Annotated in this window: 20 protein-coding genes; 8 read left to right on the top strand and 12 right to left on the bottom strand. The window is 72.7% G+C overall.

Annotated features, from left to right (window positions below; all coding sequences use genetic code 11):
• Positions 1–74: 74 nt before the first annotated feature.
• Together ACIP37_RS25630 and ACIP37_RS25625 are read right to left on the bottom strand one after the other, a co-directional pair.
• Positions 75–617: an alkyl hydroperoxide reductase gene (locus ACIP37_RS25630; RefSeq protein ID WP_363629586.1), complete on the bottom strand. Its 543-nt coding sequence runs from the start codon at positions 615–617 to the stop codon at positions 75–77.
• A gap of 3 nt (positions 618–620) precedes the next feature.
• Entirely contained in the window at positions 621–1,172 is a 552-nt protein-coding gene (locus tag ACIP37_RS25625; protein ID WP_063347991.1) for a peroxiredoxin, read from the bottom strand.
• 192 nt (positions 1,173–1,364) lie between these two features.
• Between ACIP37_RS25625 and ACIP37_RS25620 the strand changes: the two genes are divergently transcribed.
• Positions 1,365–2,315: a LysR substrate-binding domain-containing protein gene (locus ACIP37_RS25620; protein ID WP_400328325.1), complete on the top strand. Its 951-nt coding sequence runs from the start codon at positions 1,365–1,367 to the stop codon at positions 2,313–2,315.
• Between the two features lie 44 nt (positions 2,316–2,359).
• On the opposite strand, the gene ACIP37_RS25615 is transcribed toward ACIP37_RS25620, so the two are convergent.
• Entirely contained in the window at positions 2,360–2,983 is a 624-nt protein-coding gene (locus tag ACIP37_RS25615) for a TetR/AcrR family transcriptional regulator (protein WP_363585452.1), read from the bottom strand.
• Positions 2,984–3,138: 155 nt separating this feature from the next.
• Between ACIP37_RS25615 and ACIP37_RS25610 the strand changes: the two genes are divergently transcribed.
• On the top strand, positions 3,139–5,319 hold the full coding sequence (locus ACIP37_RS25610; RefSeq protein WP_363629582.1) for an MMPL family transporter: 2,181 nt from the start codon (positions 3,139–3,141) through the stop codon (positions 5,317–5,319).
• 104 nt (positions 5,320–5,423) lie between these two features.
• On the opposite strand, the gene ACIP37_RS25605 is transcribed toward ACIP37_RS25610, so the two are convergent.
• The 3 genes from ACIP37_RS25605 to ACIP37_RS25595 all read right to left on the bottom strand — a co-directional run bounded on the left by ACIP37_RS25605 (position 5,424) and on the right by ACIP37_RS25595 (position 11,581).
• Entirely contained in the window at positions 5,424–7,289 is a 1,866-nt protein-coding gene (locus ACIP37_RS25605) for a SpoIIE family protein phosphatase (RefSeq protein WP_400844576.1), read from the bottom strand.
• Between the two features lie 80 nt (positions 7,290–7,369).
• Positions 7,370–8,134 (bottom strand): class I SAM-dependent methyltransferase, encoded by a 765-nt coding sequence (locus ACIP37_RS25600; RefSeq protein WP_363585449.1) that lies wholly within the window; start codon positions 8,132–8,134, stop codon positions 7,370–7,372.
• A gap of 471 nt (positions 8,135–8,605) precedes the next feature.
• Positions 8,606–11,581 carry an AfsR/SARP family transcriptional regulator gene (locus ACIP37_RS25595; protein ID WP_400844573.1) on the bottom strand — a complete coding sequence of 992 codons (2,976 nt, stop codon included), beginning with the start codon at positions 11,579–11,581 and terminating at the stop codon, positions 8,606–8,608.
• 215 nt (positions 11,582–11,796) lie between these two features.
• Between ACIP37_RS25595 and ACIP37_RS25590 the strand changes: the two genes are divergently transcribed.
• The gene (locus tag ACIP37_RS25590; protein WP_363629576.1) at positions 11,797–12,081 is read left to right on the top strand and encodes a hypothetical protein; all 285 of its coding nucleotides are present in this window, start codon (positions 11,797–11,799) and stop codon (positions 12,079–12,081) included.
• Positions 12,082–12,327: 246 nt separating this feature from the next.
• On the opposite strand, the gene ACIP37_RS25585 is transcribed toward ACIP37_RS25590, so the two are convergent.
• Positions 12,328–12,546 (bottom strand): hypothetical protein, encoded by a 219-nt coding sequence (locus tag ACIP37_RS25585; protein ID WP_363585446.1) that lies wholly within the window; start codon positions 12,544–12,546, stop codon positions 12,328–12,330.
• 197 nt (positions 12,547–12,743) lie between these two features.
• On the opposite strand from ACIP37_RS25585, the gene ACIP37_RS25580 reads away from it, so the two are divergent.
• Positions 12,744–13,502, top strand: coding sequence for a GntR family transcriptional regulator (locus ACIP37_RS25580; protein ID WP_363585445.1), 759 nt, complete (start codon positions 12,744–12,746; stop codon positions 13,500–13,502).
• A 66-nt stretch (positions 13,503–13,568) separates the two neighbouring features.
• Here the strand turns inward: ACIP37_RS25580 and ACIP37_RS25575 are convergent, their stop codons facing one another.
• Positions 13,569–15,236, bottom strand: a complete 1,668-nt coding sequence (locus ACIP37_RS25575; protein ID WP_063347981.1) for a fumarate hydratase — start codon at positions 15,234–15,236, stop codon at positions 13,569–13,571.
• A 145-nt stretch (positions 15,237–15,381) separates the two neighbouring features.
• Between ACIP37_RS25575 and ACIP37_RS25570 the strand changes: the two genes are divergently transcribed.
• Complete coding sequence (locus ACIP37_RS25570) at positions 15,382–16,167, top strand: DUF1707 domain-containing protein (RefSeq protein WP_363585444.1); 786 nt, start codon at positions 15,382–15,384, stop codon at positions 16,165–16,167.
• 313 nt (positions 16,168–16,480) lie between these two features.
• Positions 16,481–16,864 (top strand): WhiB family transcriptional regulator, encoded by a 384-nt coding sequence (locus ACIP37_RS25565; protein WP_371522692.1) that lies wholly within the window; start codon positions 16,481–16,483, stop codon positions 16,862–16,864.
• Between the two features lie 87 nt (positions 16,865–16,951).
• Here ACIP37_RS25565 and glpX read toward each other — a convergent pair whose 3' ends face one another.
• Positions 16,952–17,992 (bottom strand): class II fructose-bisphosphatase, encoded by a 1,041-nt coding sequence (glpX, locus tag ACIP37_RS25560; protein ID WP_063347979.1) that lies wholly within the window; start codon positions 17,990–17,992, stop codon positions 16,952–16,954.
• A 197-nt stretch (positions 17,993–18,189) separates the two neighbouring features.
• Between glpX and ACIP37_RS25555 the strand changes: the two genes are divergently transcribed.
• On the top strand, positions 18,190–18,744 hold the full coding sequence (locus ACIP37_RS25555) for a DUF4245 domain-containing protein (RefSeq protein WP_363629574.1): 555 nt from the start codon (positions 18,190–18,192) through the stop codon (positions 18,742–18,744).
• A gap of 151 nt (positions 18,745–18,895) precedes the next feature.
• Here ACIP37_RS25555 and ACIP37_RS25550 read toward each other — a convergent pair whose 3' ends face one another.
• Both ACIP37_RS25550 and ACIP37_RS25545 read right to left on the bottom strand, forming a co-directional pair.
• Positions 18,896–19,498 carry a malonic semialdehyde reductase gene (locus tag ACIP37_RS25550; RefSeq protein WP_363585443.1) on the bottom strand — a complete coding sequence of 201 codons (603 nt, stop codon included), beginning with the start codon at positions 19,496–19,498 and terminating at the stop codon, positions 18,896–18,898.
• 113 nt (positions 19,499–19,611) lie between these two features.
• The gene (locus ACIP37_RS25545; RefSeq protein WP_363585442.1) at positions 19,612–19,869 is read right to left on the bottom strand and encodes an exodeoxyribonuclease VII small subunit; all 258 of its coding nucleotides are present in this window, start codon (positions 19,867–19,869) and stop codon (positions 19,612–19,614) included.
• A 151-nt stretch (positions 19,870–20,020) separates the two neighbouring features.
• Here ACIP37_RS25545 and ACIP37_RS25540 point away from each other — a divergent pair, with 151 nt between their 5' ends.
• On the top strand, positions 20,021–20,515 hold the full coding sequence (locus ACIP37_RS25540) for a GNAT family N-acetyltransferase (RefSeq protein WP_363585441.1): 495 nt from the start codon (positions 20,021–20,023) through the stop codon (positions 20,513–20,515).
• A 69-nt stretch (positions 20,516–20,584) separates the two neighbouring features.
• Here the strand turns inward: ACIP37_RS25540 and xseA are convergent, their stop codons facing one another.
• On the bottom strand, positions 20,585–21,805 hold the full coding sequence (xseA, locus tag ACIP37_RS25535) for an exodeoxyribonuclease VII large subunit (RefSeq protein WP_363629572.1): 1,221 nt from the start codon (positions 21,803–21,805) through the stop codon (positions 20,585–20,587).
• Positions 21,806–21,856 lie beyond the last annotated feature (51 nt).

Below are 21,856 nucleotides of genomic sequence, written 5' to 3'. Positions count from 1 at the left end.
GCCGAAGCGCAACGCCGACGGGCCCTCCCGGACGTGGTGTCCGGGAGGGCCCGTCGGCGTTGGTGCGGGGTCCGTCAGGCGCCGGCGGCGGCGAGGGCGGCCTCGGAGTCGAGGACGCCCGCCACGGCCTGGAGGACGGCGGCGATCTTCATCGAGGCCTGGACGACCTCGCGCTCGACGCCGGCCTTGCGCAGCACGGCCTCGTGCGAGTCGAGGCACTGGCCGCAGCCGTTGATGGCCGAGACGGCGAAGCACCAGAGCTCGAAGTCGACCTTCTCGACGCCCGGGGTGCCGATGATGTTCATCCGCAGACCGGCCCGCATCGTGCTGTACTCCTTGTCGGAGAGCAGGTGCAGCGTCCGGTAGTAGACGTTGTTCATCCCCATGATCGCGGCCGCGCCCTTGGCGGCGGTGTACGCCTCCGGGGAGAGGTTGGCCTTGGCCTCGGGCTCCAGCTCACGCAGCAGGGCGGCGCTGCGGGTGGCCATCGCGCAGGACAGCACGGTGCCCCAGAGCTGCTGGGCGGGGAGGTCGGAGTTGCCGATGACCGAGCCCAGGTTGAGCTTGAGGTCCTTGGCGTAGTCCGGGAGGGCGGCCTTCAGGTCGTCGAGGGCCATGGGTCAGCCCGCCAGCAGGGCCTGGGCGTCGAGGGTGTCCTCGCCCTTGGTCCAGTTGCACGGGCACAGCTCGTCGGTCTGCAGGGCGTCCAGCACCCGCAGGACCTCCTTGGGGTTACGGCCGACGGAGCCGGCGGTCACCATGACGAACTGGATCTCGTTGTTGGGGTCGACGATGAACACCGCGCGCTGGGCGGTGCCGTCGGCGCCCTCGACGCCGCAGGCGCGCATCAGGTCGTGCTTGACGTCGGCCAGCATCGGGAAGGGCAGGTCGCGCAGGTCCTTGTGGTCCTTGCGCCAGGCGTGGTGCACGAACTCGGAGTCGCCGGAGACGCCGAGGATCTGGGCGTCGCGGTCCGCGAACTCGTCGTTCAGCTTGCCGAACGCGGCGATCTCGGTCGGGCAGACGAAGGTGAAGTCCATCGGCCAGAAGAAGACGATCTTCCACTTGCCCTCGTAGGACTTGTGGTTGATCTCGGCGAAGGCGTTCGCGGCGTCCAGGTCGACGCAGGCGTTGAGTTCGAACTCGGGGAACTTGTCACCGATCGTGAGCACGTTCGCTTCTCCTGAAGTGAGACTGAGGGGAGTTTTGTCCGGATTCCGGACACGCCCTACGTTTCCACATCGTGGACTGATCAGGGAAATAGCTACACTTGATGTGTCTGATCGGAGATGGCTATCAGTACCGAACCGCCCACGTCGCGGCCCCGCCCCCGCAGGGTCGCCGCCGCCAAACCCGAGGCCGCTGTGGCGAGCGCCACAGTCCGCAGCCCCCGGGCGCCGACCGTCGCCCAGCTCAAGGCCTTCCTCGCGGTCGCCGAGCACCGGCACTTCCGGGAGGCCGCCGCCGCCACCGGGACCAGCCAGCCGGCCCTGTCCGGGGCGGTCGCGGCACTGGAGGAGTCGCTGGGCGCGCAGCTGGTCGAGCGTACGACGCGCAGGGTGATTATCACCCCCCTGGGTGAGCGCGTGCGCGAGCACGCACGCCGGGTGCTCGCCTCGCTGCAAGCCCTCACCGAGGAGGTCGAGGCCGCCCGCCGCCCGTTCACCGGGCCGCTGCACCTCGGCGTCATCCCGACCGTCGCGCCCTACCTGCTGCCCACCGTGCTGCGGCTGGTCCGCGACCGCTTCCCGGAGCTGGAGCTGCACGTCCACGAGGAGCGCACCCCCGCGCTGCTGGAGGGGCTGGCCGCCGGGCGGCTGGACGTCCTGCTGCTCGCGCTCCCGGCCGGCGGTACCTCGCCAACCCGCGACATCCCGCTGTTCGACGAGGACTTCGTCCTGGTCACCCCGCCCGAGCACCCGCTCGCCGGGCGGATCGACGTCCCGCGCGACGTGCTGCTCGACCTGGACGTGCTGCTGCTGGAGGAGGGCCACTGCCTGCGCGACCAGGCCCTCGACATCTGCCGTGAGGTCGGTGCCGATCCCGGGGGCTCCACCACCCGCGCGGCCGGCCTGTCCACCCTGGTCCAACTGGTCGCCGGCGGCCTCGGGGTGACGCTGCTGCCCGCCACCGCGCTGGACGTCGAGGCCGGCCGCACCGACCGGCTGGCCGCCGTCCGCTTCGCCGCCCCGGCCCCCGGCCGCCGGATCGGGCTGGCCACCCGCCCGGGCTCGGCCCGCAGCACCGAGTACGAGCGCTTCGCGGCCGCGCTGCGCGAGGTGCTGGCCGAACTCCCGGTCCGGATCGCCTCCTAGCGGCCTGCGGTCCTACGGCCTCATGGCCTCATGGCCTCATGGCCTCACGGCTTCGCCGGGGCGCCGAGGCAGAGCCCGACCGTGGTGGCCACCAGCAGGTCCAGGGCCCGCAGGGTGCCGTGGTCGGGCTGCTCGCCGGGCGCGCGCAGGGCCAGGTAGCGGTCGGTGAGACCGTCGAAGCCGGTGAGGAAGTGGACGGCGATCTCCTCGGCGGGCATGGCCAGTTCGAGGCCGTGCGCCTCGGCGAGGGTCGTGAGCATCTCCGCCGCGGTGCGTTCGATCCCGTGCTGGAGCGCCCGCATGATCTCCTGTAGGTCCGGGTCGCGCATCGCCAGCGCCGCGAACTCGCCCAGCAGCGCGCAGCGCCCGTCCGCGCCGGTCGAGCTCTCCCAGAGCGCGTGGACCAGCGTGGCGACCTGTTCGCCGAAGGAGCCGTCGCCCGGGTAGGCGGCGCGGACGTGGCCGATGAACTCGGCGGTCAGCTGCTCGACGACGGCCCGGTAGAGGTCCTTCTTGGTGCCGAAGGTGTAGTGCACCGTCGCCTGCGCCACGCCCAGCTCGGCCGCGATCGCCCGGGTGCTGCCGGCGGCGACCCCCTCCCGGGTCATCAGGTCGAGGGCGGCCTGGACCAGTTGCGGTCGGCGTTCGGAGGCGGGGACATGAGCCATCCAGCCAGGGTATCGCCATGGTCGGATAACTGCGTCGAATGATTCCGTCACTTGATTCTGTCGACCAACTTTGTCGCCTGACAATATTGCGCGTACGGTGGACCGCGACCTGTTCAGGCACCTGCCTGCCCGACGACCTGACCGAGGGGTCACCCATGGCCACGCACCTCTACCGACTGGGCCGCTACTGCTTCCGGAGACGGCGGGCGGTGCTGGCGGTCTGGATCGCGGTGCTGATCGCGATCGGCGGGGCCGCGGGTGCCTTCGCCGGCAAGACCAGCGACGAGTTCAAGGTGCCGGGCACCGAGGCGCAGACCACCCTGGACCGGATCAAGGACACCTTCCCGGAGCAGGGCCACGGCTCCGCCCAGGTCGTCTTCGCGGCCCCCGCGCCCGGCGGCGCCACCACGCCCGAGGCGGGCAGAGCGGTCAGCGAGGCGGTCGCCCGGATCACCGCCGTCCCCGGCGTGGCCGCCGTGCCCGACCCGTACGCCACCCACGCCGTCTCACCGGACGGCCGGGTCGCGATCGCCCTGGTCTCCTTCGACCACAAGCTCGCCAACGTCACCGACCAGCAGCGCGATGCCGTCAAGGCCGCCGCCGAACCGGCCCGCGCGGCCGGGCTGGACGTCGCCTTCGGCGGTGACGCGTACAACCGGATGGCGCAGGTCGACGGCGGCGAGGCGATCGGTCTGGCCGTCGCCGGGGTGGTCCTGGTGATCACCCTCGGCTCGTTGGTCGCCGCCGGGCTGCCGCTGCTGACCGCGCTGGTCGGGGTCGGTGTGGCGATGGCCGCGATCATGGCGCTGTCCGGCTCGTTCGAGATCATCACCACCGCGCCGGTGCTGGCCCTGATGGTCGGTCTCGCCGTCGGCATCGACTACGCGCTGTTCATCCTCTCCCGGCACCGCCGCCACCTGGACGAGGGCCTGGAGCCGGACGAGGCCGCCGCCCGCGCCACCGCCACCGCCGGCAGCGCCGTCGTCTTCGCCGGCCTCACCGTGGTCGTGGCGCTCGCCGGGCTCGCCGTCGCCGGCGTCCCCTTCCTGACCGTGATGGGCCTGGCCGCCTCCGGCGCCGTCGTGGTGGCCGTCCTGGTCGCGATCACGCTGCTGCCCGCACTGCTCGGCTTCGCCGGCCGCGCCATCGACCGGCTGCCGGTCTGGAAGCGGGCGCTGCGCACCGGCAGCCGCACCACCCTGGGCGAGCGCTGGGGCCGGTTCGTGGTCCGCCGCCCGCTGGCCGTGCTGCTCGTCGGACTGGCCGGACTGGGCCTGCTCGCGGTGCCCGCTGCGAGCCTCCGGCTCGGCCTGCCGGGCGGCGGCTCGCAGGCCGCCGGCACCGATGCGCGCAAGGCCTACGACCTGGTCGGCGAGAGCTTCGGGCCGGGCTTCAACGCGCCACTGGTGGTCGTCGTGGACGCCGGGGGCGTGCCGCAGCCGGAGCAGGCGGTGCAGGGGGTGGCGGCCAGGCTGCAGACCCTGCCGGGCGTGCGGACACTGCTGCCCCCGGCCGTCGACCAGGCCGGGCGCACCGCCCTGCTCACCGTCATCCCGCAGACCGGACCGGACGACGCCGGCACCAGGACACTGGTCAACGAGATCCGCGACCAGCGCGCGCCGCTCAAGACCTCGACCGGCGCGGACATCGCCGTCACCGGTACCACCGCCGCCAACATCGACGTCTCCACCAAGCTCGGCCAGGCACTGCCGCCGTTCCTCGCGGTGATCGTCGGCATTGCGGTGGTGCTGCTGGCGCTGGCGTTCCGCTCGGTGCTCGTCCCGCTCAAGGCGGTGGCCGGCTTCCTGCTCAGCATCACCGCCTCGCTCGGCGCGGTGGTCGCGGTCTACCAGTGGGGCTGGCTGGACGGCCTGATCGACGTGCCGAAGGTCGGGCCGGTGGTGAGCTTCGTGCCGATCCTGCTGATCGGCGTGCTGTTCGGGCTGGCGATGGACTACGAGCTGTTCCTGGTCTCCGGGATGAAGGAGCAGTACGTCCACGGGAAGGCGCCGCGGGACGCCGTGGTGGCCGGGGTGCGCGGCGGCGCCCGGGTGGTCACGGCGGCGGCGCTGATCATGGTGTCGGTGTTCGGCTCGTTCGTCTTCGGCCACGACCCGATCGTGCAGCCGATCGGCTTCGCCCTCGCGGTGGGCGTGCTGGTGGACGCCTTCGTGGTGCGGATGGCGCTGGTGCCGGCCGCGATGGCGCTGTTCGGCAAGGCCGCCTGGTGGTTCCCGAAGAGGCTGGAGAAGGTCGTGCCGCGGGTCGACATGGAGGGCGAGCAGCTGATCGCGCGGCTGGAGCAGCATCCGGTGAAGGAGCCGGCCGGGGTCTGAACCGCTCCCGGGCGCTCGGCGGGCCGCTCCCGTCGGGCGCCCGCGCGCTGCGGCAGCCGCTGCTCGACGGGCGGCTGCGGGTGGTTACGGGTGGTTACGGGTGGTTACGGTAGCCGCTGCTCGACGGGCGGTTGGGGCAGTCGCTGCTCGAACCAGACCACCTTGCCGGTGCCCAGCCGGGTGGCGCCCCAGCGGTCCGCGCACCGGGCCACTATCTGCAGGCCGCGACCGCGTTCGTCCTCCAGCCCGGTACGGCGCGGCCGCGGCAGCAGCGGGCTGTCGTCGCCGACCTCGCAGCGCAGCCGAGTGGTGCGCACCAGGCTCAGGGTGACCGGGCGGGTCGCGTGCTGGACGGCGTTGGTCACCAGCTCGCTGATCATCAGCTCGGTCGCCTCGCTGAGCTCGCCGAGCCCCCAGCGGCGCAGCGTGTGGGCGGCCAGCCGGCGGGCCCGGCCGGGCGTCTCGTTGCGCGGCTGGAGGTACCAGTGCGCGACGTCCCCGGCCGGGATGCCGTCGAAGCACGCGCCCAGCAGGGCGATGTCGTCGCCGCGGTCGCCGGGCGGCAGGATCCGCAGCGCCTCCTGGCACAGCTGCTCGGGGGACTGCCAGCGGGCGGCGGCGATCCGGGCGCGGAGGACCTCCAGGCCGTCGCTGATCGGGCGGCTGCGGGTCTCCACCAGGCCGTCGGTGAACAGCAGCAGGGCCGAGCCGGGCGGGGCGGGAAGTTCGACCGAGTTGAAGTCCACCCCGCCGACCCCGATCGGGGCCCCGGAGTCCAGCTCCACCAACTCGGCGGTGCCGTCCGGCCGGACCAGGACGGGCGGGACGTGCCCGGCGTTGGCCAGCACCACCCGGTTGGCGATCGGGTCGTACACCGCGTACACGCAGGTCGCCAGGTGCTGTTCGCGGCCGAGCCGTTGGGCCTGCTCGTCCAGGTGGTAGAGCACCTCGTGCGGCGGAAGGTCGAGGGCGGCCAAGGTCTGGGCGCTGGTGCGCAGTTGGCCCATGATGGCGGCCGAGGTGAGCGAGTGGCCCATCACGTCGCCGACGATCAGGGCGACCCGGTTGCCGGGCAGTGGCACGGCGTCGTACCAGTCGCCGCCGACCTGCGCGCCGCGCTCGCCCGGCAGGTAGCGCTGGGCGAGGCGGACGCCGTGCGGCTGCGGCAGGCGCAACGGCAGCATGCTGCGCTGGAGTTCGTTGGCTATCTCCCACTCGCGGGCGTACCGCAGGGCGGTGTCCACCGCCAGCCCCGCCTGGGTGGCGAGGTGCGCGGCGGTCGCGGTGTCGGCGGCGTCGAAGGCGGGCCGGCCGGTGCGTTCAGGAGGGCGGCGGATCAGCACCAGCAGGCCGAGCACGGCCTTGCGGCCGCGCAGCGGCAGGGCCAGCACCGACGTGCCCGCGGCCAGGCGGGCCAGCCCGCGGGTGCCGTACAGCTCGCGCAGCAGCGCCTCGGTGCGTTCGGCGCCGGGCGTGCCGAGCACCGCGGACTCGGCGGGGCGGCGGCTCAGCAGGGCGTGCGCGAGCGCCCCGCCGCGGGTCACCGGGGTGGCGGGGCCGGTGTCGGCGGTGGAGCGGGAGCCGTACCGGGAGCGGTGCCGGTCGTCCGCGCCGCTCGGTCGGCCGCGTCGCCCGATCCGGGTGCCGGTGCTGTGGTGGATCCGCAGCTCGTCCGGGAAGCCGGGCTCGCGCTCGACGTTGGGCAGCGGATCGCGCAGGTGGACCACGGCGGCGTCGGCCAGCGTGGGAACGAGTACCCGGCCGATGTTGCGCAGCGTCGCGGACAGGTCGAGCGCGCTGTTGATCCGCCGGGTGGCCAGGTCGAGGTAGCCGAGCCGGCCCGCCACGTCCTCGCGCTCCGGGCGCGCGGTCGGTTGGTGTGCCAGTGCCGGTGCCGGTGCCAGGGGCAGGCCGCGCTGGCCCGGGACGGCAGCCGGCTGTCCGGCCTCGGTCTTGAGCTGGTCGCGCACGGCTGCCTGTCCTGGATTCGGTGTGGTCTCTGTGGTGGTCTGCGGTGTCCTGCTGGCGGGCCCTGCTGCCGTGCGGTGGGTCAGCCGACGCGTCGACAGCACAGGAACAGCTGTTCCTCCGGCGGCAGCGTGGTGCTGGCCGGCGCGTACGGATGCCCCGAGCACTCCTCGACGGCGAAGCCCGCCGTGACGAGAACCCGCTCCAGATCCTCCCTCAGATACCCACTGATCCGCAGCTCTCTGCCAAGGAACGGAAGCGGAACGTGATCCAGATCCGCCTCGACCATACCGAGCGCCAGCAGTCCGCCCGGCCGGAGGAGTTCGCGCAGCCGCGCGAGCACGGTCGGGATCTCGTCCTGCGGCAGCAGGATCAGGGAGAAGAACGCGGTGACGGCGGCGAACCCGTCCTTGCCCAGCGGCCCCAGCCCGGGGGCGTTCCAGACCTGCCCGGCGCGCTCGGTGGCCAGATCGAACAGGTCGATCCGATGGAACTCCGGCGGGTGTTCGCCCGGGAACCGGGCCTGCCGGGCCAGCGAGAGCATCACGTCCGAGAGGTCTATCCCGGTCACCCGCAGCCCGCCCGCGACCAGCTGCCGGACCGTCGGGTCCCCGGTGCCGCAGCCCACGTCCAGCACCCGCGCGCCGGGTTCGAGCTCGGCCAGCAGCTGCCGTCCGCAGGCCAGCTGCCCGTCCTTGGCCGGGAACGCCTCGCCGTACCCGGCGCCGATGGTGTCGAAGGCGACGGCTTGCAGGGCACGCGCCGCCCGGCGCCGCCGCACGTCGGGCCCGTCGTCTCCCGCGTCCTCGTCGACGGGGAACGAGTCGGATATCTGTCCGGTCGTCACGATTGAGAGGCACCCTTCCACCCGTGGCCTCCGGCCGGCTGCACGCGGCCGCACGGGAGCGGGATGCCGTCCGCCCCGGCGCCCGTCCTGCCTCGCCGGCCCACACGTTGCCGGCAGACACTCGTGTGTGTACTGGCATCTGAGAATATGCGTGATCTCTGCGCCATGGGGTCCCTTTCCAGCCAACTCGTCATGCTTGGGCCGGTGTGGACGGGGTTGCGGAAGCACGACGGTGCGGGCGGGGGTGGTGCGCGCGGGCTCCGCGCGCCGCATGGCGCGCCGTGGTGGAACGGCTGACCTGCGGTTTCGCCGGGGCGAGGGCCGGCCGTCGGGCGTTTATCGAACGTCAATCGCCGGGGTGCAGAGTGGAGTCCAGCGCCGGGGAAGCGTTGAGGGCGCTCCCGCAGCCGGGGGGCTGCGGGGGCGCCGACGCGCACAACGGGGGTAGGGGCTCTGCCGGGGGGCGGAGACCTACGGCGCTGGGGAAGATGGGGGAGGCTCGGTGTGCTGTTGGGAGATGAGGTCCGCCACGGGGGAGGCCTCCGGCACACCGAGCCGCGTGAAGATCGCGTGCGCCTCGCGCAGGCAGGCGAGTCCGCGGGCCGGCTGGGCCAGGGCGAGCAGCGACTCGCCGAGGGTGGCGTTCGCGAGGCCCTGGCAGTAGGCGGAGTCCAGTTCCTGGGCGATCACGAGCGACTCGTCGGCCGCTTCGGCCGCCTCGGTGTGCTGTCCGGCGGCGAGCAGGGCGGAGGCCAGGCGGGCGAGGGTGTAGCCCTCCCAGAGCGGATTCTGCTGGGCCTGGAACAGCTGGTGAGCCTCTCGCAGGTAGCCCACCGCCGCCCTCGGCTCGTCGGTGGAGGCGAGCACCACACCGGTCTGGTACAGGGTGTCGGCGAGGCAGGGACCGTTCCTCGACGTCCGGGCCGTCGCCACCGCCTCGATGACCGAGCGGACAGCGGTCTCGGTGTCGCCCAGCTTGAGCTGTGCCCGCGCCATGTTGCCGAGCAGCCGGGCCTCGTTGATCGGAACGCGGACCACCCGGCTGATGCCGAGGGCCTGCTCGAAGAGCGGGATGGCTTCGGCGGGGCGGTTCGTCAGGCTGAGGATGATCCCCAGGTCGTTGCTCGCCGCCGACCGCAGGATCGTCATGTCGTCGGAGCGCTGGAGGGTCAGGCTCTTGCGGAGCGACTGTTCGGCGCCCTGGAAGTCATTGGTGATCGACTGCAGCGTGCCGAAGGCGAAGTGCACCCGGGCCAGGGCGGCAGCGTCTCCGTAGGCGGCGGCGTTGCGCTCGGCGGTCACCAGGAACCGGCGCATCCGCGAGCCGTGCGTGGGATCCCTGACCAGGCTGTTCAGGACGATCAGCAGGTCGACGGCCGGGCGCAGCACGAAGTCCGGTCCTCGCACGGCCGCCTCGACGGCGCTGAGCAGGAAGGTGATCTCCGTCCGCAGCCACTGCCGGGCGTCCCGGCTCGTCGGCAGATCCAGGCCTGACGAGCCCAGGGGGTTGAGCGGTTCCGGGAGCTGGTCGTCGGGCTCGATCACCTGGGCCGCGTTGCGGACGGTCGGGATCAGCAGGTCGAGCAGGCGCAGCACCGCCCGCTCCTGCTCCGTGGTGTCCCCGATCCGCTCGTTCTGCCGCTGGGCGTAGAGCCGGAGCAGGTCGTGGTAGCGGTAGCGGCCGGGGGTGAAGCACTCCAGCATGTTCGCCTCGACCAGCGCCTCGGCGAGGTCCTCGGCGGTGTACTCGTTCGCGCCGAGCAGCGCCGCGGCGGCGGGCAGCGGGATGTCCGGGGAGTCGATCAGGGCGAGCAGCCGAAAGGCACGGGCCTCGTCCGTCGAGAGCTGCCCGTAGCCGAGTCCGATGGTGGTCTCCACGGCGAGGTTGCCGAGCTGGAGTTCGTCCAGTCGCCGCCGCTGGTCGGCTAACCGTCTGGCCAGGTCGGAGACGCTCCAGCGCGGACGGCTGGCCAGCCGGGCGGCGGCGATGCGGACGGCGAGCGGCAGGAACCCGCAGGCGGTGACCACCTGCATGGCCGCCTCCGGTTCGGCGGCGACCCGCTGCTCGCCGACGATGGCCGAGAACAGCGCCAGCGCTTCGTTCGGGGTCAGCTCCTCGACGTCGAACAACTGTGCACCCGGGATGCCGGCCAGCCGGGAGCGGCTGGTGGCGAGCACGGCGCAGCCGGAGACGCCGGGGATCAGCGGTCGGATCTGCTCGGCGTCGCGCGCGTTGTCGAGCAGGATGAGCATCCGCCGGCTGGCGAGCAGCGACCGGTAGAGGGCGGCGCGCTGTTCGAGCGAGTCGGGGCTGTCGGTGACGCCGAGCGCGTGCAGGAAGTCGCCCAGGACGGCCACCGGGTCGGCCGGCGAGGTGCCGGCGCCGCGCAGGTCGACGTACAGCTGCCCGTCCGGGAACTCGCCGCGGACGCGGTGGGCGACGTGGACGGCGAGGGTGGTCTTCCCGACCCCGCCGATACCGGCCAGCGAAGTCACCACCACGGCCTGGCCGGTGGCGTTCATCAGGACCGTCGAGAGGTCGCTCACCAGGTCGGTTCGGCCGCTGAAGTCCGATACGTCGGCCGGGAGTTGGGCGGGCGCCGGGGGAGCGGCCGGACCGTCCTCACGGCTCGCCGGGGTGGGTACGGCCGGGAGGGCGAGTGTCGGGTCCGCCGCCAGGATGCGGGCGTGCATCGCGGACAGGCCGGCTCCGGGTTCGACCCCGAGCTCCTCGATCAGCAGCTTGCGGGTGTCGGTGTAGACGCCGAGCGCCTCGGCCTGGCGCCCGCAGCGGTACAGCGCCAGCATCAGCAGCTCGCTCAGGCGCTCGCGCAGCGGGTGTTCGGCCGTCAGGCCGTTCAGCTCGCCGACGATCTCGGCGTGCAGGCCGATGTCGAGGGCGACGGCGCACAGCTCCTCGGCGGCGGCCACCTGCCGTTCGGCGAGCCGCAGCCGCTGGGTGTCGGCGTAGGGGCCGGGGATGCCGGTGAGCGGCCGGCCGCTGAACAGGTCCAGCGCCCGCGCCAGCAGCCGGTGCGCCTCGTGCTTGTCGCCCGAGGCCCGGGCGGCCGCGGCCTCGGCGCAGAGCCGTTCGAAGACCGTCAGGTCGAGGGCCTCGCCGGGGATGCGCAGCGCGTAGCCGTCGGCGACCGAGATCAGCAGTTCGGAGGGCCGGCGTACCTCCCGCCGGGGCTCGATGACGGAGCGCAGGCGGGAGACGTAGGTGCGCAGTGCCGCCACCGCCTGGGCCGGGTGCCGCTCGCCCCAGAGTGCGTCGACCAGGTCCTGCGTGGTGACCGGGCGTCCGGAATGCAGCAGAAGGGTGGTCAGAACTGCCTGTTGCTGGGGAGATCCGAGGGAAAGGGGCTTGCCGTCGAGCCAGGCCTGGACCGGACCGAGGACTTGGAAGCGCAGCGCAGGGGTCTGCGGCGTCTCCCGAAACTCCATGAAAGTCCCCCGATGGCCTGTGGTGTCGATTCCGTGAAAGGGCGCTCGGCGGTCCGCCGTGGTGCTTCAGCTTAGGCGGACGCCCGACTCTGCCGGGCGGCAGCGCAAGCCGCGCGATGTTTATCGGACATTTAATCAACCCTACGATACTGTCCGCACGCCCGTGCCACGGAGGTCGGGCGAGACACATTTGATGACCGAAAGGCGGCCGCCCAATGGCCAACGACCAGAGCGAGACCCCGGTGGCTTCGGCGCCCGAGAACGCGGCGACGACGGATGTCCCGGCCGTCGCTGTGGAGGCGGGCGAGGCTGTCGAGGGCGCGGTGGCCGCGTCCTCGAACACGACCGAGTACACCGCGCCGTCCGACGCGCAGAAGGCGGCGATAGAGAACGACCTGTTCGGGGACGAGGCCGCGCACGTGGTGGAGCCCGTCGCGCCGGCCACGGTCGGGCCGGGCAAGCGGTACGAGCCGGAAGGCATGATCTCCGGCCACCCGTAAGCCGGTCCGGCCGAAGGCCCCGTGCCCCCCGTGTCCCGGTCCGGGCACGGGGGCGCTGTGGGTTTTGGGCGTGCTCCATTCGGCACCGGTGCCCGCCCGGTGGCCGAATCCCGCCCGTGATGCACTCATGGTGACCGGTGATATCCGTAACGTGCCCGACGGTGGGTGCGGGGCGTTCCGGAATTCCGGATTCACTCGGGGGGATTGCGGGTGGGAATGTTGCTGTTTGCGTGCTTTTTGCCGCAATTAGCGCGGAAGATCGTATTCGGCTGAATCGCGGGGCCTGGGAACGGGCGAGACCCGTCCGGGTTCGGCGGTCCATTCGCGGCCGCCGCCCTCGGGGCGCAGGTAGTGCTCCCCGCCGATGGTGTCCATGTAGATGCCGGTGCGTCCGGTCCTCCGGTCGAGGACGAGTTCACCCACGTGCGGCCGGTAGGCCGCGGAGTCGCGCTGACGGGTGCTCACCGCACTGCTCCTCGCTGTTCTGGTGCGGGTGCGGCGCCGGGTGGGGGCCGCGCCCTGGTCGCTGTCCGTGTGTGTGGTGCTCGGCGACTACCCAGCATCTCTAGAGAAGCTAATATCTCTAGAGATGTCAATGGTCGTATCGGCTTACCGTCGGCCGTGGGCGCGCCTACGATTTGTCCGAGGGAGAGGGAGCGGCGATGACCGGCAGCAGTGGCGACAAACAGCCCAAGTACCAACGGATCGCCGACACGCTGAAGGCGGCCATCGACGACGGCCGGTACCGCGCGGGTGACCGGCTGCCGGGCGAGAACGACCTCATGGACGAGTACGGCGTGGCCCGGATGACCGCCCGCCAGGCGCTCGGCGTGCTGCAGAGCGAGGGCATCGCCGAGGCGCGCCGGGGAGCGGGGGTCTTCGTCCGGGACTTCCGGCCGCTGCGCCGGCGCGGGATCCAGCGGCTGGCGCAGGGGCAGTGGGGCTCGGGCCGGTCCATATGGTCGGCGGACATCGACAACCGCCTGCTGGTGGTCGACCAGGTGTCCGTCACCGAACGGGGCGCGCCGGAGCACGTCGCCCGGGTGCTGGGAGTGGATCCGGGCGCGTCGATGTGCGTACGGCACCGCCGCTTCGTGCTGGACGGCAAGCCGGTGCTGCTGTCGACCTCCTACCTGCCGGCCGGCCTGGTCGCCGGTACGGCCATCACCCGCGAGGACACCGGCCCGGGCGGCACCTACGCCCGGCTGGCCGAGATCGGCGCGAAGCCCGTCCACTTCCGCGAGGAGGTCCGCTCCCGGATGCCCGGCGCGGACGAGGCCGCCCGCCTGGAGCTGTCGGCGGGCACCCCGGTCATCCTGATCTGCCGCACCGCCTTCGCCGACGACGGCCAGGTCGTCGAGCTCAACGAGATGATCCTCGACGCCGCCTCCTACGTCCTGGAGTACGACTTCGACGCGTGAGCACGCGCAACGCGGCCGCCCCGGTCGCGACGGACGCGGCCGGGGCGGTTGACGAACGCGGCGCGGCTACTCCTTGGAGCGGACCCGGAGGCTGGTGATCAGCGGGCCCTCGGTGGTCTCGCGGAAGAAGTCGTTGCCCTTGTCGTCGACCACGATGAAGGCCGGGAAGTCCTCGACCTCGATGCGCCAGACGGCCTCCATGCCGAGCTCGGCGTACTCCAGGACCTCGACCTTCTTGATGCAGTCCTGGGCGAGACGGGCGGCGGGGCCGCCGATGGAGCCGAGGTAGAAGCCGCCGTGGGCGGCGCAGGCGTCGGTGACCTGCTTGCTGCGGTTGCCCTTGGCGAGCATGACCATGGAGCCGCCGGCGGCCTGGAACTGGTCGACGTAGGAGTCCATCCGGCCGGCGGTGGTGGGGCCGAAGGAGCCGGAGGCGTAGCCCTCGGGGGTCTTGGCCGGGCCGGCGTAGTAGACGGGGTGGTCCTGGAGGTACTTGGGCATGCCCTCGCCGGCGTCCAGGCGCTCCTTGATCTTGGCGTGGGCGATGTCGCGGGCGACGACCAGGGTGCCGGTGAGCGAGAGCCGGGTCTTGACCGGGTACTTGGACAGCTCGGCGCGGATCGCGGACATCGGCTGGTCGAGGTCGACGCGCACGACGTCGTCGTCCAGGTGCTCGTCGGTGGTGTCCGGCAGGTACTTGGCCGGATCGGTCTCCAACTGCTCCAGGAAGACGCCCTCGGCGGTGATCTTGCCGAGCGCCTGGCGGTCGGCGGAGCAGGAGACGGCCATGGCGACCGGCAGCGAGGCGCCGTGGCGCGGCAGGCGGACGACCCGCACGTCGTGGCAGAAGTACTTGCCGCCGAACTGGGCGCCGATGCCGATCTTCTGGGTCAGCTCGGTGACCTTCGCCTCCAGCTCCAGGTCGCGGAAGCCGTGGCCGGTCTTGGCGTCGCCGGAGGTCGGCAGGTTGTCCAGGTAGTGCGCGGACGCGTACTTGGCGGTCTTGAGCGCGAACTCGGCGCTGGTGCCGCCGATCACGATCGCCAGGTGGTACGGCGGGCAGGCGGCGGTGCCGAGGGAGCGGATCTTCTGCTCCAGGAACGAGAGCATGCTCGCCTCGTTCAGGATGGCCTTGGTCTCCTGGTACAGGTACGACTTGTTGGCGGAGCCGCCGCCCTTGGCCATGAAGAGGAACTTGTACGCGCCGCCGTCGGTGGCGTACAGCTCGATCTGGGCCGGCAGGTTGTTGCCGGTGTTCTTCTCGTCCCACATGGTCACCGGGGCCATCTGGGAGTAGCGCAGGTTGAGCTTGGTGTACGCGTCGAAGACGCCGCGCGCGATGGCCGACTCGTCGCCGCCCTCGGTGAGCACGTTCTGGCCGCGCTTGCCCATGACGATGGCGGTGCCGGTGTCCTGGCACATCGGCAGGATGCCGCCGGCCGAGATGTTGACGTTCTTCAGCAGGTCGAGCGCGACGAAGCGGTCGTTCGGGCTGGCCTCCGGGTCGTCCAGGATGCGGCGCAGCTGGGCGAGGTGGGCGGGGCGCAGGTAGTGCGAGATGTCGTGCATCGCCTCGGCGGTGAGCAGCCGCAGCGCCTCGGGCTCGACCTGGAGGAAGGTGCGACCGCCGGCCTCGAAGGTGGAGACACCCTCGGAGGTCAGCTTGCGGTACGGGGTCGGGTCAGCGCCCAGGGGGAGCAGGTCGCTGTACTCGAAGTCTGGCGTGGGAGCCATGGGGGCGGTCCTTAGGTTTCCAGTGGTCCGGCTGCGTCGGCGAAGCACCCTCAAGGGTAGGACCCGGCTCCGCGTCGCACGCGGACAGGGCAGCCTGCGTGACCGGGCTCACTCGGCCGCACGTACGAGCGACTAGTCTTGGGCCGTGGACAACTCGCCGTCGCAGGACGATCCGGGGCAGCCGTCCGTGCCGGCGCCCGTACCGATGACCAAGCCCGAGAGCCGGCCCGAGCCGCAGCCGCAACTCCGGCCGCTGCCGGAGCAGCAGACCCAGCCGTCGCACGCCCCGGTGGCGCAGGCGGAGATGCGGGTGTCGGACGCCGACCGCGAGCGGATCGCGGAGCTGCTGCGGGACGCCTACGCCGAGGGCCGGCTGGACGCGGACGAGCACGCGGACCGGATCGGGGCCGCGTACGCCGCCAAGACCTTCGGCGATCTGGTGCCGCTGACCAGGGACCTGCCGGGCCACCGGCCGCTGTCGTTCGAGAAGCCGCCGCTGGAGGCCCCGGCGCCGCGGGCGGTGACGCCGGCGCTGCCGCCCGCCCGCCAGGAGTCGCCGTCGATGGTGGCGATCTTCGGCGGCTCGTCCCGCAAGGGCCGCTGGCGGGTGGGGTCGCACCTGAAGGCGTTCGCGGCGTTCGGCGGGGTGGAGATCGACCTGACCGACGCCGTCTTCGAGTCGCCCGAGGTGGAGATCGAGGTGACGGCGCTGTTCGGCGGCGTCGAGATCCGGGTGCCGGAGAACGTGAGCCTGCACGGCGGCGGCGTCGGCATCTTCGGCGGATTCGACGTCAAGGAGCAGACGGCGGCGGACCCGTACGCGCCGGTGGTCCGGGTCAAGGGCGTCGCGGTGTTCGGCGGTTGCGAGGCCAAGCCGCGCCGGGGCAAGAAGCTCAAGGAGTGGGTGCGCAAGCAACTCGGCACCGAGTAGTCGGGGTTGGCGGGTCGAACGCCCGGCCGGGGATCAACTCCCGGCCGGGCGTTCCGCGTTGTCTCCGGTGCGCTCCGTAGTCGATTGCGTGCAGTGTGCATGAATCGCGGGCGGGCGGGGTAGTTCCTTCCGCACATCGCTTCTTGTACGGCTGCGCACCGGAGGCGGCCCAGCGGCCGACTCGGGGTTGGACAGCGGGGGCTCGCAGCCGGGCAGGGGAGCGAGCTTCCCCGTGTCCGAGAGTCTCGTCAGGAGTACGGCCGTGCTGCATCCGATCGAGTCCCGCACCACCTCGCCCGTCGCCGCCGCGCAGTTGCTGGAGCGCAGTCCGCAGCCGCACCCCCCGGGCGGCCAGGGCCCCCAGACCGCCGCCCAGGGCGCGTCCTCGGGCGAGGACAGCCCCTGGCACACCGGCGCGGCCTGCCGGCGGGACGAGGTGGGGCTGTTCTTCGCGCCCTCGAAGGAGCCGACGGCGGCCCGGCTGTCGCGCGAGGAGCAGGCGAAGCAGGTGTGCGCCCGGTGTCCGGTGCTGCTGGAGTGCCGCGAGCACGCGCTGGCGCAGCCGGAGCCGTACGGGGTCTGGGGCGGGCTGACGGCCGCCGAGCGCCGGGTGGTGCTGGCCCGTCGCCGCCGCCGGGAGTCGGAGCTGCGCGAGGCGACCCGGGTGGTCGCGGGGCAGCGGCGGATAGCGGGCTGACGGGGCTCCGGGTGTGCCCCGGGCCGGACGCGCCGCGGCCTCGGCGGAGGGGGATTCCGCCGAGGCCGCGGGTGCGGTCGCCCGGTGTCAGTTGGCGCGGTCGAAGTCGATCGCGCTGTAGGCCCGCAGCTTCGACAGCTTGTGGACGGAGTTGATCTCGCGGATCGTGCCGCTCTTGGAGCGCATCACCAGCGAGCTGGTGGTGGCGGTCTCCTGGCGGTAGTGCACGCCGCGCAGCAGCTCGCCGTCGGTGATGCCGGTGGCGACGAAGAACACGTTCTCGCCGCTGACCAGGTCGTCGGTGGTGAGCACCCGGTCCAGGTCGTGGCCGGCGTCGAGGGCCTTCTGCCGCTCGGCGTCGTCCTTGGGCCACAGCCGGCCCTGGATGACGCCGCCCATGCACTTCATGGCGCAGGCCGCGATGATGCCCTCGGGGGTGCCGCCGATGCCCATCAGCAGGTCGACGCCGGTGCCCTCGCGGGCGGCCATGATGGCGCCGGCCACGTCGCCGTCGGAGATGAACTTGATCCGGGCGCCCGCTTCGCGGATCTCCCGGACCAGGCCGTCGTGGCGCGGGCGGTCGAGGACGACGACGGTGACGTCCTCGACGGCGCTGCCCTTGGCCTTGGCGACCCGGCGGATGTTGACGGCCGCGGGGGCGGTGATGTCGACGAACTCGGCGGCCTCGGGGCCGGCCACCAGCTTGTCCATGTAGAACACGGCGCTGGGGTCGAACATGGTGCCGCGGTCGGCGACGGCCAGGACGGCGACGGCGTTGTTCATGCCCTTGGCGGTGAGCGTGGTGCCGTCGACCGGGTCGACCGCGACGTCGCACTCGGCGCCGGTGCCGTCGCCGACCCGCTCGCCGTTGTAGAGCATCGGGGCTTCGTCCTTCTCGCCCTCCCCGATGACGACCACGCCGTTCATCGAGACGGTCGAGACGAGGGTGCGCATCGCCTTGACGGCGGCGCCGTCCGCGCCGTTCTTGTCGCCACGGCCGACCCACCGGCCGGCGGCCATCGCGGCCGCCTCGGTGACCCGGACGAGTTCGAGCGCGAGGTTCCGGTCCGGAGCCTCGGGCGCGACCTCCAGGGCGCTGGGAAGGTGGTTCGGGTACTGCGTGGTCATCGTCGTTACCTCTCTGTACGCGACGGCCAGTAAGCGCCCGACTACTGCCTGGTCGAACGCCGTGGTGAGGGTCCTGCGATCGTATCTGCCTATGAGATGACTGTCTGTGGCGCGGGTCGCCACCCGGCGCCCGACCAGGTCGGTTCGTCCCGCTTCACCCGTACGCGGGCACCCCGGGTGGCCGTACCGCCGTAGGGATGAGTCACCATGTGGGGGTGGCTGGAGAGAGCAAACGCATGAGGGGCCGGGAGACCGTACGGGACATGGTCCTGTCGATGCTGGCGGTCGGCGCCGTGGTCTGGATCGGGTACCTGTTCCTTCCGCACGACGCGAACAGCGACCCGGTGCACGTGGTCGAGTACAAGGTGGCGGCGGCCTCCGCGAAGCGCGGCGCGCCGTACCCGCTGCTCTCCCCGGACGGGCTGTCCGACCAGTGGCGGGCCACCTCGGTCGGCTACCAGCCGGCCGCGATCAGCAAGGGCAAGGGCAACGCCTGGCACCTGGGCTTCGTCACGCCGTCCGGCCAGTACGCGGCGGTCGAGCAGAGCGACGTCCCCCGCGACGCGCTGCTGGCCGACAAGATCGCGGGCGGCAAGCCGGACGGCACCTCGGAGGTCGCCGGGCGCACCTGGGAGCGGGTGCAGGGCGAGAAGTCCCGCGCCCTGACCGTGCAGACCGGTGACGCGACCACCGTGCTCACCGGCACCGCCTCCTACGAGGAACTGGCCGAGCTGGCCCAGGCGCTCAAGTAGCCCGTGCCCCCGGGTCGCCCCGGGGGGAACAGCTCCGTACGCCCCCGCGAACGCCCCGCGGACGCGCCCGTACGACCCCGAACGCCCCCGTGCGCATACGGAGAGGGCCCGCACCGGACGAACCGGTGCGGGCCCTCGCGCGTGCGGTGGATCAGACCGTGGTGACGACCTGGTCGTACTCCAGGCGCGGCGAGCGCGGGAACCACGCGTCGTCGCCCGGCTTGCCGATGTTGACCACGGCCAGCACCGAGTGCTCGCCGTCGCCGAAGAACTCCTTGTTGATGCCCTCGGCGTCGTAGCCGGTCATCGGGCCGGCGGCCAGGCCGGCGGCGCGCACGCCGATGATGAAGTAGGCGGCCTGCAGCGCGCCGTTCAGCGAGGCGGAGCGCTCGCGGACGGTGCGCTCGGAGAAGAACACGTCCTTGGCCTGCGGGAAGTGCGGGAACTGGGTCGGCAGCTCCTCGTGGAACTCGTTGTCCGCGGCGAGGATGGCGACCAGCGGGGCGGTGCTGGTCTTGGCCTTGTTGCCGTCCGCCAGGTGCTGGACGAGGCGCTCGCGGCCCTCGGTCGAGCGGACCAGGACGACGCGCAGCGGCTGCTGGTTGAAGGCGGTCGGGCCGTACTTGACCAGCTCGTAGATGGCCTGGACCTGCTCCTCGGTCACCGGCTCGTCGGTGAAGGTGTTCGCGGTGCGGGCCTCGCGGAACAGCAGGTCCTGAGCGGCGGCGTCGAGTACCAGGGCGTCGGTGGTCATGCTTGTCTGCACCTCATGCGGGAGGGGGTTCGTCGGATTGACCGGCCGTGGCCGGTCAGACCATCTCAACATGGATGAAGTTTCAACGATTCCCCGGCCTACTGTGAGCCGCGTCACTGCCCGCCCGCGGCCCCGTCCTCCTCGGCGGCCAGCGCCGCGTCCAGCCGGGCCCGGGCGCCGTCCAGCCAGCGCTGGCACACCTTCGCCAGCTGCTCGCCGCGCTCCCACAGCGCCAGCGACTCCTCCAGCGACGTCCCGCCGTTCTCCAGCTGCCGGACCACCTCCAGCAGCGCGTCCCGGGCGTGCTCGTAGCCCAGCGCGTCGTCCGGGGTCGGTGCCGCCGCGTCCTGCTGCTCCTGCTGCTCTGCCATGCGTGCCAGCGTAGGGGCTGGAGCCGACAGAGCCCGCGCAGCACCGACACAACGGCCGTGGCGGGGTGAAAGCGGCAGGGCGAAGGCGGCGGGCGAAGGCAGCGGCGAAATCGGATGCAACCGGCCGGCCGGCGGCGCTACCCTCCGCCGCATGATCACGGTCCGACCCGCCGCCCCGGCCGACGCCTCCGAGCTCGTCCGGCTGCGCAACCTGATGTTCGAGGCGATGCCCAGCATGGCCGGCCTGACCGGGCCGGGGCCCTGGCAGGCCACCGCCGAGCGGATACTGCGCGAGCGCCTCGCCGCCCCGGCCGGGGAACTGACCATGCCGTCCTTCGTGGTGGACGATCCGCGGCGGCCCGGCCGGCTCGCCGCCTGCGCGGTCGGCACGCTGGAGCACCGGCTGCCCGCGCCGGGAAACCCGGACGGCCGGTTCGGCTTCGTCTTCAACATCTGCACCGACCCCGGCCACCGGCTGCGCGGCTACGCCCGGGCCTGCACCGAGGCGCTGCTGGACTGGTTCGACGACCAGCGGGTCGGCCGGATCGACCTGCACGCCAGCAGTGGCGGCGAGGCGCTCTACCGCAGCCTCGGCTTCGGCGAGCACTCCCGCGCACTCTCCCGGCAGCGCTCCTACGAGGCCTGACCGTCGTCCACCGTGACGCCGGGCGATCCTACGAGCCCTGGCCGTCCGCCACCGCGACGCCGGGCGTTCCTACGAGCCCTGGCCGTCCGCCACCGCGACGTCGAAGGCCCCGCCCGCGACCCGGGCGCGCAGCCCCTCGCCGGCCGTGACCTGCGCCGGGTCGGTCACCACCGTGCCGTCCGTCCGCTGGAGCACCGCGTAGCCGCGCTCCAGGGTGGCCGCCGGGGACAGCGCGACCACCCGGGCGAGGGTGTGCCCGAGGTCGCTCTGCGCGTGGTCCAGCCGGTGCCGCAGGGTGCGCCGGGCCCGCTCCAGCAGCGCGGTGACCTCCTGGCCGCGCCCGTCCAGCATCCGGTGCGGAGCGGCCAGCGCGGGGCGGCTGCGCACGCCGTCCAGCCCGTGCTGCTCGCGCTCGACCCGGCCGAGGACGTGCCGCCGGGCACGGTCCCGCAGCAGGCGGACCTTGGCCAGCTCCTCGCCGACGTCCGGAACCACCCGTTTGGCGGCGTCGGTCGGGGTGGAGGCGCGCAGGTCGGCGACGAAGTCCAGCAGCGGCTGGTCCGGCTCGTGGCCGATCGCGCTGACCACCGGCGTACGGGCGTCCGCGACCAGCCGCACCAGCCCCTCGTCCGAGAACGGCAGCAGGTCCTCGACGCTGCCACCGCCGCGGGCCACGATGATCACGTCCACCTCGGGGTGCTCGTCCAGCTCCCGGACGGCCGCGCTCACCCGCTCCACCGCGCTGACCCCCTGCACCGGGACGTTGCGCACCTCGAAGCGGACGGCCGGCCAGCGCCGCCGGGCGTTCTCCAGCACGTCCCGCTCGGCCGCCGAGCCGCGCCCGGTGACCAGCCCGACGCACTGCGGCAGGAACGGCAGCGGGCGCTTGCGCTCGGCCGCGAACAGGCCCTCCCCGGCGAGCCGCCGCTTCAGCTGCTCCAGCCGGGCCAGCAGCTCGCCCAGCCCGACCGGCCGGATCTCCGAGGCCCGCAGCGACAGCTGCCCGCGCGCCGCGTACCACTCCGGCTTGGCGTGCACGACGACCCGCGCGCCCTCCTGCACCACCTCCGCGACCTGGTCGAACACCGAGCGGAAGCAGGTCACCGTGAGCGACACGTCCGCCTGCGGGTCGCGCAGGGTCAGGAACACCACGCCCGCCCCCGGCCGGCGGCTGAGCTGGGTGATCTGCCCCTCCACCCAGACCGCGCCGAGCCGGTCGATCCAGCCACCGATCAGCGCGGAGACCTTGCCGACCGGGATCGGGGCTTCGGGGGAGCTGGTGTTGGCCATGCGTACGAGGTTAGGGCCTGTCCGGGGAGCTGGTGTCGGCCGTGTACGCGA

This window comes from Kitasatospora sp. NPDC088861 (genome assembly GCF_044750105.1).
Taxonomy (GTDB): Bacteria; Actinomycetota; Actinomycetes; order Streptomycetales; family Streptomycetaceae; genus Kitasatospora.
Note: the sequence above shows the minus strand (reverse complement) of the source record. Positions and strands in the feature narration are given on the sequence as shown.